The organism is Aeromonas bestiarum, assembly GCF_028751155.1.
Taxonomy (GTDB): domain Bacteria; phylum Pseudomonadota; class Gammaproteobacteria; order Enterobacterales; family Aeromonadaceae; genus Aeromonas; species Aeromonas bestiarum.
On the sequence record NZ_CP064746.1, the window covers coordinates 2322607 to 2335618 of the forward strand.

At 58.5% G+C, this 13012-nt stretch carries 7 protein-coding genes; all 7 read left to right on the plus strand.

The window, feature by feature from the left end:
- Window positions 1–28: 28 nt before the first annotated feature.
- Window positions 29–661 carry an RNA chaperone ProQ gene (proQ, locus tag IU367_RS10870; protein ID WP_043135353.1) on the plus strand — a complete coding sequence of 211 codons (633 nt, stop codon included), beginning with the start codon at window positions 29–31 and terminating at the stop codon, window positions 659–661.
- 8 nt (window positions 662–669) lie between these two features.
- Window positions 670–2685, plus strand: coding sequence for a carboxy terminal-processing peptidase (prc, locus tag IU367_RS10875; RefSeq protein ID WP_042866428.1), 2016 nt, complete (start codon window positions 670–672; stop codon window positions 2683–2685).
- A gap of 136 nt (window positions 2686–2821) precedes the next feature.
- Entirely contained in the window at window positions 2822–5446 is a 2625-nt protein-coding gene (gene pepN / locus IU367_RS10880; RefSeq protein ID WP_274454304.1) for an aminopeptidase N, read from the plus strand.
- A 120-nt stretch (window positions 5447–5566) separates the two neighbouring features.
- Entirely contained in the window at window positions 5567–5788 is a 222-nt protein-coding gene (locus IU367_RS10885; protein ID WP_043555777.1) for a DUF2835 family protein, read from the plus strand.
- Window positions 5789–6066: 278 nt separating this feature from the next.
- Entirely contained in the window at window positions 6067–10908 is a 4842-nt protein-coding gene (locus tag IU367_RS10890) for an NAD-glutamate dehydrogenase (RefSeq protein WP_274454306.1), read from the plus strand.
- Between the two features lie 46 nt (window positions 10909–10954).
- On the plus strand, window positions 10955–11965 hold the full coding sequence (gene pyrD / locus IU367_RS10895; RefSeq protein WP_274454307.1) for a quinone-dependent dihydroorotate dehydrogenase: 1011 nt from the start codon (window positions 10955–10957) through the stop codon (window positions 11963–11965).
- Window positions 11966–12052: 87 nt separating this feature from the next.
- Window positions 12053–12589 carry a cell division protein ZapC gene (locus tag IU367_RS10900; protein ID WP_043555773.1) on the plus strand — a complete coding sequence of 179 codons (537 nt, stop codon included), beginning with the start codon at window positions 12053–12055 and terminating at the stop codon, window positions 12587–12589.
- Window positions 12590–13012 lie beyond the last annotated feature (423 nt).

The window sequence follows — 13012 nt, forward strand, 5'->3', positions numbered from 1 at the left end:
CGCGTTTATATGAAAGCCAAGGTTATACATGGAAAACACTGAGAAGCTGAAGAACAGTAAAGAGATCGTTGCCTACCTGGTCGAGAAATTCCCGGCCTGCTTCATCGCTGAAGGAGAGGCCAAGCCGCTCAAGATTGGCATCTTCCAGGATTTGGCCGAGCGTCTTGCTGACGACGCCAGAGTCTCCAAGACCATGCTGCGCTCTGCACTGCGTCAATACACCTCCAGCTGGCGTTACCTGCATGGCCTCAAAGCCGGCCAGGCCCGTGTCGATCTGGACGGTAACCCGGGCGAGCTGCTCACCGAAGAGCACATCGAGCACGCCAAGCAAGCCCTGAAAGAGAGCAAAGAGCGCGTCTTTGCCAGCCGTCGTACCAATACTAAAGAAGAGAAGGCCAAGCAGCCCCGTCGTCCTGCCCCGCGCAAGGCTGACGCTGCCGCCAAATCTGACAAGCCCAAAGCCGCACCCAAGGCACCCGTTGCCGATGCGCCCTTGGTGAAGGTTGATGCTGCCAATCTGAAAGTGGATCAAGGCGTTCGGGTCGTGCTGGGCAAGTCTCCTGTACCGGCGACCATCAAAGAAGTGACCAAGGATGACGTTCAGGTCCAATTGCAGACCGGCATGATGCTGCGGGTCAAATTTGAGCATCTGGTTCTCTAAGGAGACAAATGTTGAAGCATGGCGTAATTCGTTTTTCCCTCGTTGCCTGTAGCCTGGCGCTTGCCGGGCTTGCACAGGCCATCGAGCCGGTGCTCAAGGAAAGTGATTTGCCTGTGTTGGCTCAAGAGAGCCAACATGCTACGGCTAGCAAGCGAATTGCCAATCTGTTTACCCGCTCGCATTACAAGCAGTTCAAGCTGGACGATGCCTTTTCCTCCGTGATTTACGACAAGTATCTGGAGAATCTGGACTACAGCAGAAACCTGTTTTTGGCCTCTGATATCAGCCGCTTTGAAAAGTACCGTAACGGCTTTGACACCGATCTCGAAAGAGGACGGCTGGCACCTGCCTACGAGATGTTCAATCTGAGTCAGCAGCGGCGTTATGAGCGGTTCGAATACGCCCTCAAACTGCTCGATACTCCTTTCGATTTTACCCAGCCCGACAATTACATCTTTGATCGGGAAGGGGCGGCTTGGCCCAAAGACGAAGCAGAACTCAACGAGTTGTGGCGTCAGCGGGTCAAGTTCGATGCCCTGAGCCTCAAGCTCAGCGGCAAGGAGTGGCCCGAGATCAAGGAGCTGCTTGGCAAGCGTTACAACAACGCCATCAAGCGGATGTCCCAGACCGAGAGCGAGGACGTGTTCCAGCTCTTCATGAACTCCTTCGCCCGCGCCATCGAACCGCACACCAGTTATCTCTCCCCGCGCAGCGCCGATCGCTTCAACACCGAGATGAACCTCTCGCTGGAAGGCATAGGTGCCGTGCTGCAGGCGGAAGATGACTTCACCGTTATTCGTTCCCTGGTGCCGGGTGGCCCGGCCGCCAAGTCCAATCACCTCAAGCCCGATGACAAGATCACCGGGGTAGGGCAGGACGACGGCAAGATTGTCGATGTGATCGGCTGGCGTCTCGATGACGTGGTCGAACTCATCAAGGGGCCAAAAGGCAGCAAGGTGAAGCTGGAGATCCAGCGCGGCAAGGGCGCCACCGCCAAGACCGAGCAGATCGAGCTGACCCGCGACAAGGTGCGTCTGGAAGACAGAGCCGCCAAGTCCAAGGTGATCAACGCCGAAGGCAAGAAGATAGGGGTGCTCGAGATCCCGAGTTTCTACGTCAATCTGCACGACGACGTGATCAAGGAGCTCTCCAGCCTCAACAAGCAGAAGATCGAAGGCCTGATCGTCGATCTGCGCGGCAACGGCGGCGGTGCGCTGACCGAAGCCTCTGCCCTGAGCGGCCTCTTCTTCGCCAGCGGTCCCGTGGTGCAAATTCGTGATCACATGGGCCGTATCACGGTCAATGGCGATGACGATGGCAACGTTTACTACGGCGGCCCCATGTCGGTGATGATCGACCGCTACAGCGCCTCGGCCTCCGAGATCTTTGCCGCCGCCATGCAGGACTATGGTCGCGCCCTGATCCTGGGTGAGAACTCGTTCGGCAAGGGCACTGTGCAACAGCATCGCAGCCTCGCCAAGGTCTATGACTTCTACGAGCAGCCGCTGGGTCACGTGCAGTACACCATCGCCAAGTTCTACCGGATCAACGGTGGCAGCACCCAGAACAAGGGGGTTGCACCCGACATCGGCTTCCCCACTGCGGTCGCCCCGGAAGAGACGGGTGAGAGCCGTGAGTTCAACGCGCTGCCCTGGGACAAGATAGCCTCGGCCAAGTACGACAAGCTCGGCAATTTCGCCAGCCTGTTGCCCAAGCTGCAATCGGCCCACGAGGCACGGATCAACAAGGATCCGGAGTTTGCCTATGTGATGCAGGACATCGCCGACTACAAGGAGGAGAAGGACAAGAAGTCGGTCTCCCTCAACGAGGCGGAGCGTCTGGCTGATCAGGCCAAACAGGACGAGAAGGCGCTGGCGCGTACCAACGAGCGTCTGGCTCGCCTTGGCAAGCCGGCGGTGAAGAGCCTGGACGAGTTGCCGGCCGATTTTGAAGCCCCCGATGAGTATCTGGTCGAGGCTGCCAACATCACGGCGGATCTGGCCAGACTCAGCAAACAGGGCTGACCCTGGTTGACGAACAACATGCATACAAGGGCGACTCAGGTCGCCCTTTCTTTTGGCTGAATGCAAACTATTTGACCCTGCCAACCGGTTGTGACAGCCTCTGACACGTCAATTACAAGCGTGGAAGCAAACAATAATGACCGATCACTCCCAGGCCATGACGGCCAAATATCGCCAGGATTATCAGGCTCCGCTCTACTGGATCGACAGCATCGATCTCGATTTTCAACTGCAGGAGCCGCTGACCCAGGTTACCGCCATCTCCCGTCTGCGGCGCAATGGCGAACACAATGAACCCTTGGTGCTGGATGGAGAAGGGCTCTCCCTGCACAGCGTCAGCGTGGATGGCGTGCCCTTTGCCCAGTACGAGCTGGGGGAGAGCAGCCTGACCCTGTTCAACCTGCCGGCCGAGTGCGTGCTGACCGTTGTCACCCTGCTGGATCCTGCCGCCAACACGGCGCTGGAGGGGCTCTACAAGTCCGGCGATGCCTATTGCACCCAGTGTGAAGCCGAGGGTTTTCGCCGCATCACCTATTACCTGGACAGGCCCGACATCCTGGCCCGTTACAGCACCCGCATTACAGCCGATAAATCCCAGTTCCCTTTCCTGCTTTCCAACGGCAACAAGGTCGACAGCGGCGAGCTGGATGGCGGCCGCCACTTCGTGCAGTGGCAGGATCCCTTCCCCAAACCCAGCTACCTGTTTGCACTGGTGGCCGGGGACTTCGACGTGGAACGCAGCCATTACGTCACCAAGAGCGGCCGCAAGGTGGCTCTCGAGATCTTCGTCGACAAGGGCAATCTGGACCGCGCCGGCTTTGCCATGGAGAGTCTCGTCAACTCCATGCGCTGGGACGAGCAGCGCTTCGGCCTCGAGTACGACCTCGACATCTATATGATCGTCGCGGTGGACTTCTTCAACATGGGCGCCATGGAGAACAAGGGGCTCAACATCTTCAACTCCAAGTTTGTGCTGGCCAACCCGGCTACCGCCACTGACGGCGACTACCACGGCATCGAGCGGGTGATCGGCCACGAATACTTCCACAACTGGACCGGCAACCGCGTCACCTGCCGCGACTGGTTCCAGCTCAGCCTCAAAGAGGGGCTGACCGTGTTCCGGGATCAGGAGTTCTCTTCCGATCTGGGTTCGCGCGGGGTCAATCGCATCAACAACGTGCGCACCGTGCGTGGCCCGCAGTTTGCCGAAGATGCCGGCCCCATGGCACACCCCATCCGCCCGGATGTGGTGATAGAGATGAACAACTTCTACACCCTGACCGTCTACGAGAAGGGCTCGGAAGTGATCCGCATGCTGCACACCCTGCTGGGCGAGGCCGCCTTCCAGGCCGGCATGCGCCTCTATTTCGAGCGCTTTGACGGGCAGGCGGTCACCTGTGATGACTTCGTGCAGGCGATGGAAGATGCCTCCGGCGTGGATCTCGGCCGCTTCCGCCGCTGGTACAGCCAGTCCGGTACCCCCGAACTCACCGTGACCGACGAGTACGATGCCGAAAGCGGTGTCTATCGCCTGCACGTGAGCCAGCACACCCCACCGACCCAGGATCAGCCCCAGAAGCTGCCGCTGCATATTCCCCTCGACATCGAGTTGTATGACGAGAACGGCGCCGCCATCGCGCTTCAATATCAGGGCAAGCCGATCGGCAACGTGCTCGACGTGCTGGAAGCAGAGCAGACCTTCCTGTTCGATCGGGTGGCGGTGAAGCCGGTTCCCTCCCTGCTGCGGGACTTCTCCGCGCCGGTCAAGCTGCACTATGACTACAGCGAGGAGGCGCTGGCCTTCTTGATGCGCTTTGCGCGCAACGAGTTCGCCCGTTGGGATGCCGCCCAGATGCTGATCAACAAGGCGGTGATCGACGGGGTGGCACGGGTCCAGCACGGGCAGGGGGTCGAGCTTTCCCAGACCCTGCTGGCGGCCTTTGTCGCCATTCTGGACGATGCAGCACTCGATCTTGCCCTCAAGGCGGAGATCCTGGCGCTGCCGGGGGAAGCTACCCTGGCCGAGCTGTTCGAGGTGGCCGATATCGATGCCATCCATCAGGTGCGGGATATCATTCATGCCTCGCTGGCGCAGGCGTTCGGTGCCCGGCTGACGGCCACTTACGAGAGCCTGCGCTTGCAAGGTTATCAGGTGGTTCATGCCGACATGGCCAAGCGGGCCCTCAAAGGGGTGGTGCTGGGTTATCTGGCGGCACTGAATACCGAGCATGCCGATGCCCTGGTGCGGGAACAGTATCAGGGAGCCGACAATATGACCGACACCCTGGCGGCGCTGCAGGTGGCCAACGGCTATTTGCTGCCATGCCGGGCCGCCCTGCTGGCAGACTTCGAAGGCAAGTGGGCCAGGGATGGACTGGTGCTGGACAACTGGCTACGGCTGGTCGGCGCCAAGCCGGCGAGCGATGTACTGGTCGAGGTGCGCCAGGCGATGGCCCACCCCACCTTCAGCATTCGCAACCCGAACCGGCTGCGCGCCCTGGTAGCCAGTTTTGCCATGAACAACCAGGTGCAGTTCCACGCCGTCGATGGCAGTGGTTACCGCTTCCTGACCGATCTGCTGATCGAGCTCAACGAGGTCAATCCTCAGGTGGCTTCTCGCCTCATCACACCGCTGATCCAGTTCAAGCGACTGGATGAGGCGCGCAAGGCGCTGATCCGCGCAGAGCTGCTCCGGCTGTTCAACCTGAACGGGCTGGCGCGGGATCTGTTCGAGAAGATAAGCAAGGCGTTGCAGCAGTAATTAAGAGTGGTGCAGGGCAGGGGAGCGGGCTCTCCTGCCCTGCTTTATCGAGCACGAGGTCAAGGCACCGGCGTTACCTTTGTGGGGACGTCCACAGGCGGCTTTTTATCAGGAGTCACAGTGAAGCAGTTTACTTTCCGGCTGTCGCTCAACAGCGACGAGATCATGCTGATGTATCAGGGCCATGCCAGACGGCTGGTGGTGCGTACCGAGCAGGGCCTGACCATAGAGCTGGCCTTGGAAAAAATCCGGCCATTTGTCGCTATCAATGGTGTATACGGCTATTTCCGGCTGAAAACCCAGGACGATTATCGCTTTATCAGCCTGGAACGCATAAATTAACAAAATCTGAACAGGATCCCGAGTAATTATCTGCTTTCAGTCACTATCTATCCGGTAAATCCGCAATCATCCAGTGGGATTTTCTGTTTTTTGCCAAATTGGCAAAATTTTTCACAGCTCAAGCCGTGATCTGCCCCTTGTTTTTAACATCTCGTTAGCACCTTTGCTCGCCTTCCTTGATCCAAGACATTACACTTCGCAGCAACTCTGTACCGGTGGGCATCCAGGGTGGATGTCTTTCCGTCGGTGGTTAATGTCGTCCGATAAGGAATATAGCAATGGCATTGAAAGACGCCCCTACCTCAGTTCTGCTCGAAAACGTTCTCAGCCTGATCCATCAGAAGTTGCCCAAGAAGAGTGCCTCCCTGGTCGAGTGCTTCGTTGCCAAGTTCTACGGCAACATGGCCAGCACAGATCTGCATGATCGCAATGACAGCGATCTCTACGGCGCCGCGCTCAGCCTGTGGAATGCGCTCAACCAGCGTACCAGCACGGAGCCCTACATCCGGGTCTACAATCCCGAGCTGACCCGCCACGGCTGGCAGTCTCCCCACACCATAGTCGAGATCATACTGCAGGATTCTCCCTTCCTGGTGGACTCCATCCGCATGACGCTCAAGCGTCTCAACATCACGGCTCACATGATGCTGCATCAGCCGCTGCACCTCATTCGCGGCAACGAAGGCAAGATCAGCGCCATTCTGGATCTCGACAACACGGCCGGGCAGACCTCGGTCGAAACCGCCTTCCTCATCGAGATCGATCACCTGACCGGTGACGATCAGATGGAGGCGCTGGCCGCCGAGCTCAACTCGGTCGCCGGTGAAGTGGCTCTGGCGGTGGGTGACTGGCAGCCCATGCTGGGTCGTCTGAACGAGATCATCGACGAGCTGCCCAAGCGCAAGAACCCGGTCAGCAAGGAGGAGGTCGCCTCCTGTGTCGCCTTCCTCAAGTGGGTGGCCGCTCACAACTTCACCCTGATGGGCTATCGCCGCTACGACGTCAAGGCGGTGGAGGGGGATCACGAGATCCTGCCACTGCCGGACTCCAGCCTGGGGTTGATGAAGAACTCCATCAAGGATGAGGGGCAGCGCCTTGGCAACATGCCGGCCAGTGCCCGTCATGCGGCCCTGAGCTCCGACTTGCTGATCCTCACCAAGTCCAACAGCAAGTCCCGGGTCCACCGCCCGGCTTATGTGGATTACATCGGCATCAAGCGTTTCGACGAACATGGCAAGGTAGTGGGGGAGGATCGCTTCATCGGTCTCTACGCCTCTTCCATCTACAACACCAGTGCGACCCAGATCCCGCTCATCAGCCATCGCCTCGAGCGCATCATGGCCTCGTCCGGTCATGAGAAGGGCTCCCACGCCTACAAGGCCCTGCTCAACGTGCTGGAAACCTATCCCCGCGACGAGCTGATCCAGGCTCGCGAAGAGGAGTTGCTGGCCACGGGTCTCGGCGTGCTGGAGATGCAGGAGCGCGACATGCTGCGGCTGTTCGTGCGCCGCGATGTCTACGGCCGTTTCTTCTCCTGCATGGTCTATGTCACCAAGGAGCGCTACAACACGGCGCTGCGGGTCAAGACCCAGCAGATACTGCAGAAATATTTCGGCAGCAGCGAAGAAGTGGAGTTCAACGTCTACTTCTCCGAAGGCGTGCTGGCGCGGACCCACTACATAGTGCGGGTCAACAATAACAACGTGGATGTGGACGTGAACGAAGTGCAGAACAACCTGATTGAAGCGGCCCGCAGCTGGGACGACCGGCTCGACTCAGTGCTGCTGACGCACTATGGCGAGGCCCGTGGCAATGCCCTGCGCCGTCGTTTCAGCACCGCCTTCCCCCGTGCCTACAAGGAAGATGTGCTGCCGGGCTCCGCCGTGGCCGACATCATGGAGCTGGACAATCTGAGCGAAACCCATCCCCTTGGCATGCTGTTCTACCGTGCCCAGGAGGAGGAGAACGATCGCAGGGTCCGCCTCAAGCTGTTCCACCGTACCGAACCCATTCACCTCTCAGATGTGCTGCCCATGCTGGAAAACATGGGGCTGCGGGTGATAGGCGAGACCCCGTATCAGGTCCGTACCCCCTCGGGGGATGTGTTCTGGATCCTCGACTTCTCCATGCTGCTGCGTGGCGATCAGCCGTTTGATCTGGAACAGAGCCAGCAGCGCTTCCAGCAGGCGTTTGCGGCCGTCTGGAATCGGGAGCTGGAGGATGACGGCTTCAACCGTCTGGTACTGGGTGCCAGCCTCACCGGCCGCCAGGTCTCGGTACTGCGTGCCTACGCCAAGTACATGCGCCAGACCGGCGTCTCCTTCAGTCAGTCTTACATCGAAGAGACACTTACCCGTTATCCCGACATCGCCCAACTGCTGTTCACCCTGTTCGAGCAGCGCCTCGACCCGGCGGGCAAACAGGATGCCAAGGTACAGGCCAAGCTGCACGAGCAACTCGCCGCCAAGCTGGATCAGGTGGCGAACCTGGATGACGATCGCATCATCCGCCGCTACGTGGAGATGATCGACGCCACCCTGCGCACCAACTACTACCAGCTGGACAAGGAGGGTCAGGTCAAGCCTTACGTCTCCTTCAAACTGGCGCCCTCCAGCATCACCGACATGCCGCTGCCGCTGCCGAAATTCGAGATCTTCGTCTACTCGCCGCGAGTGGAAGGGGTGCATCTGCGCTGGGGCAAGGTGGCCCGTGGCGGTCTGCGCTGGTCCGATCGCAAGGAAGATTTCCGCACCGAGGTGCTGGGTCTGGTCAAGGCGCAGCAGGTGAAGAACACAGTGATAGTGCCGGTGGGGGCCAAGGGCGGCTTCTATTGCAAACAGATGCTGGTGGGGGCGGCCCGCGCCGTCATCCAGGAGGAGGGCAAGGCCTGCTATCGCCTGTTCATCCGCGGTCTGCTCGATGTGACCGACAACATCATCCAGGGAGAGGTGATCCCGCCCAAATCCGTGGTACGCCATGACGAGGATGATTACTACCTGGTGGTGGCGGCCGACAAGGGCACCGCGACCTTCTCCGACATCGCCAACGAGATAAGCCAGGAATATGGCCATTGGCTCGGCGATGCGTTCGCCTCCGGTGGCTCGGTCGGTTATGACCACAAGAAGATGGGCATCACGGCGCGCGGCGCCTGGGAGTCGGTCAAACGACATTTTCGCGAGATCGGTATCAACTGCCAGACCACAGATTTCACCTGCGTGGGCATAGGTGACATGGCGGGCGACGTGTTCGGCAACGGCATGCTGCTCTCCGAGCACACCCAGCTGGTGGGCGCCTTCAACCACATGCACATCTTCATCGACCCGACGCCCCATGCGGCCAAGAGTTTCGTCGAGCGCAAGCGGCTGTTCGAGTTGCCGGGTTCCAGCTGGGATGACTACAACCGTGATCTCATCTCGGCAGGGGGCGGCATCTTCCTCCGCTCGGCCAAGTCCATCAAGCTGAGCCCGCAGATCCAGACCCTGCTCGGTACCGACAAGGCCAGCATGGCGCCGAACGAACTGATCAAGGCGCTGCTCTGCCTGAACGTCGACCTGCTGTGGAATGGCGGTATCGGCACCTATGTGAAGAGCTCCCGCGAGAGCGATGCCGAAGTAGGGGATCGCAGCAACGACGTGCTGCGGGTCAATGGTCGTGATCTGCGTGCCCATATCGTCGGCGAGGGTGGCAACCTCGGCTTTACCCAGCTCGGCCGAGTGGAGTACGCCAGCCAGGGCGGTCGCATCAACACCGACTTCACCGACAACGTGGGCGGGGTGGATTGTTCCGACAACGAGGTCAACATCAAGATCCTGTTGAACCAGTTGGTGGCTGCCGGCGATCTGACCCTCAAGCAGCGCAACCAGATGCTGTACGAGATGACGGACGACGTGGCGCAGATCGTCATCACCAACGCCTACCGTCAGTCCCAGTCCATCTCGGTCACCAGTTTCCGGGGTACCGAGCAGCTCAAGGAGCAACAACGCTTCATCCAGGGGCTGGAGCGCGAAGGCAAGCTGGATCGGGGGCTGGAGTTCCTGCCCTCCGATGAAGAGCTGTCCGAGCGGATGGCGGCAGGGCAGGGCTTGACCCGTCCCGAGCTGGCGGTGCTGGTGGCTTACGGCAAGATGGTGCTCAAGGAGCAACTCAACTGCCCGGAGATCACCGAGGAGCCCTTCCTGGCCAACATGCTGGTCACCAGCTTCCCGGCCAAACTGCAGCAGCAGTTCGGTGCCCAGCTTGCCCAGCATCCGCTGCGTGGCGAGATCATTGCGACCCGGGTGGCCAACATGCTGGTCAACGACATGGGGCTCAACTTTGCCAGCCGGATGAAGGACGAGACAGGTGCCTCCGTGGCCGAAGTGGCCTGCTGCTTTGCCATGGCCCGCGAGGTGTTTGGCTTAGGGGCCCTGTGGCGCGACATCGAAGGGTGCGACAACCTGGTGGGTGCAGAGACCCAGCTCGAGCTGATGTTCTACAGCCGCCGCATCGTGCGCCGCGCCACCCGCTGGTTCCTGCGTGCCCGCAATCGCAGCTGGAGCATAGCTGAGAACATCGCCTTCTTCCGCCCGGCGTTCGAGACCCTGGGGACCCACCTCTACGAGGTGATGGACGAGAGCGAGGTGGCCGAGCACCAGCAGGCAGTGGCCGCGCTGGTGGCCAAGCAGGTGCCGGATGCCATCGCCCGTCAGGTGGCCCACATGAGCAGCCTCTTCTCCAGCCTGGATCTGGCGCAGATTGCCGCGGAGCACAAGACCGACATCCTGCGTGCCGCCAATGTCTACTATCGCCTCGGCGCCAAGCTGGATCTGCACTGGTTCCTCGACCAGATCAACCATCAACCGGTGGGCAACCACTGGCAGGCGATGGCACGGGCCTCCTTCCGCGAAGATCTGGACTGGCAGCAGCGCAGCCTCACATCTGTGGTACTGGAAGGGTGCAAAGAGCAGGGAGAATGCGCTACCATACTGGCCGACTGGATTTCGGAGCATGAGCAACTTTTGTCCCGTTGGACCCATATGTTGGCCGACTTCAAGACCACGAGCACCCACGAGTTCGCCAAGTTCTCGGTGGCCTTGCGAGAGTTGAACCTGCTCCAGTTGAATTGCCGAACCTCGGCATAACCCCTAAAGCCCCGGCCAGTTGCCGGGGCTTTTTTAAGGAGCAAAAATGTTGTACCCCCTCGCCAGGCATTTCTTGTTCAAGCTCAATCCTGAACAGGCACACGATCTCTCCATCAAATATTTGCCCCGCCTTCTCGGTACGCCACTTGATTGTTTCTTCCGCCACTCACTGCCCAAACGCCCCGTCACTGTCATGGGGCTTTATTTTGCCAATCCGGTCGGACTGGCTGCGGGTCTGGATAAGGACGGGGAGTGCATCGATGCATTTGGTGCCATGGGGTTTGGCTTTATTGAAGTAGGTACAGTGACCCCCAAGCCCCAGAGCGGCAATGACAAGCCTCGTCTGTTCCGGGTTATTCCGGCAGAGGGGATCATCAACCGGATGGGATTCAACAACAAGGGTGTCGACCATCTGGTTGCCCAGGTCAAGAAAGCCAAATACCAGGGCGTCATCGGCATCAATATCGGCAAGAACAAGGACACCCCGATAGAACAGGGCAAGGATGATTATCTGATCTGCATGGACAAGGTTTATGATCATGCCGGTTATATTGCCGTCAATATTTCTTCCCCCAATACCCCGGGTCTGCGTCAGCTGCAATACGGTGACGCACTCGATGAGTTGCTGGCCGCGCTCAAGGTTCGTCAGCAGGAGCTGGCTGCCCAATATAAGAAGTACGTGCCGCTCGCTGTTAAAATCGCACCGGATTTGAGTCTGGATGAAATTAATCAGGTAGCTGCGTCCTTGATCAAAAACGGGATCGATGGCGTGATTGCCACCAATACCACTCTGGCGCGCGACATGATCTATGACATGCCCCATGCAAGTGAAGCGGGTGGCCTCAGTGGGCGTCCCTTGCAGCACAAGAGCACAGAGGTGATCCGCCAGCTGGCCAAGGCACTGGACGGCGCCCTGCCCATCATAGGGGTAGGGGGCATAGACAGCGCCATGGCGGCGCGGGAGAAGCTGGCAGCGGGAGCCAGTCTGGTCCAGATTTACAGCGGCTTTATTTATAAAGGCCCGAGTCTGGTCAAAGAGATTGTGACCCATATTTAAGAAATAAATGGGTGCCCTTTATTTAAAGTTGCTGAAATTCTCGACATGGAATAAAGTCGAGTAACGACTTCCAGTAAGGGCACCCCCATGTGTATCCAACCCAATGACAATTGGCAGTGGCATTATGATGCTCATGATGATCGTCTGATGCTGGATTTATCCGATCGCATGATATTCGCGACCGAATATAAAGGGCGACAGCTTGTCCCCTGTTCCTTCACCACCCAGCCTTTTTGCGTGGACGATGCCGCCCTCTATTATCAATTGATGGACAAGGCTGCCGAACTCGACTGGAGCACTCCCCATCAGGTTCAGTTGGTACTCAATGCCATCGCCGTCAGTCGCTTTTATAAACCCTTGATGCCACAAAGCTGGTTCTTTGGTGAAGTTCATCCCTTCATTATTCCTGAGACCGGCGCCCTGGTGTGCATGAATACCCCTCATGGCAAGGGGGAGTTCATGGTGATCGAGGCGGGTGAACAGGCCAGCGTCTGTCTGAATCTGACGGATGATCTTATTTTGACCGCCAGCAAGATCCTGCCCCGTTTCGGGGTCATCAAGGTAATGAACAATCGCATGAGCGCCAGAGTGTCGACCCAGACACAATACCGTCAGGTGGGGTGATACTCTCAAATTTTTTGGTACGATATTTAGCTTGTTCTGGCTCGTCCGATATTTCTGTCTCTTCATTTCACTCATGCCTATTGCTCCATTCTCATCCCCTTTTAACGCTCAAAAAATGCCCTCGCATCAAGAGGATGGGAGGGCGGCAAACACACACTACAGGAGGAATAAGCTGTTGTTCCAGCCACCCGGCTATTTTAAGACGTATGGTTGAGCCTGAAACCTGATAGATATGACAGTCTGACAGTTGATGGAATAGCGGGGCGCGGCAAGTAAAAAAATAGCCCTCCTGTTTTCGGACGATAACGGGAGGGCAAAAACACGGGGTAACGAAAGGACATGCTCTGTCGGAAGGATAATAACTCAGAGAGCTTTGTTTGACGCCTGTCAGATATGGCAATCATGATGTGTTGAGATCCGCTG

Coding starts and splice junctions, on each gene's coding strand:
- IU367_RS10900 (WP_043555773.1), top strand. CDS start 12,053: ATGTGTATCCAACCCAATGACAATTGGCAGTGGCATTATGATGCTCAT.
- pepN (WP_274454304.1), top strand. CDS start 2,822: ATGACCGATCACTCCCAGGCCATGACGGCCAAATATCGCCAGGATTAT.
- pyrD (WP_274454307.1), top strand. CDS start 10,955: ATGTTGTACCCCCTCGCCAGGCATTTCTTGTTCAAGCTCAATCCTGAA.
- prc (WP_042866428.1), top strand. CDS start 670: ATGTTGAAGCATGGCGTAATTCGTTTTTCCCTCGTTGCCTGTAGCCTG.
- IU367_RS10890 (WP_274454306.1), top strand. CDS start 6,067: ATGGCATTGAAAGACGCCCCTACCTCAGTTCTGCTCGAAAACGTTCTC.
- proQ (WP_043135353.1), top strand. CDS start 29: ATGGAAAACACTGAGAAGCTGAAGAACAGTAAAGAGATCGTTGCCTAC.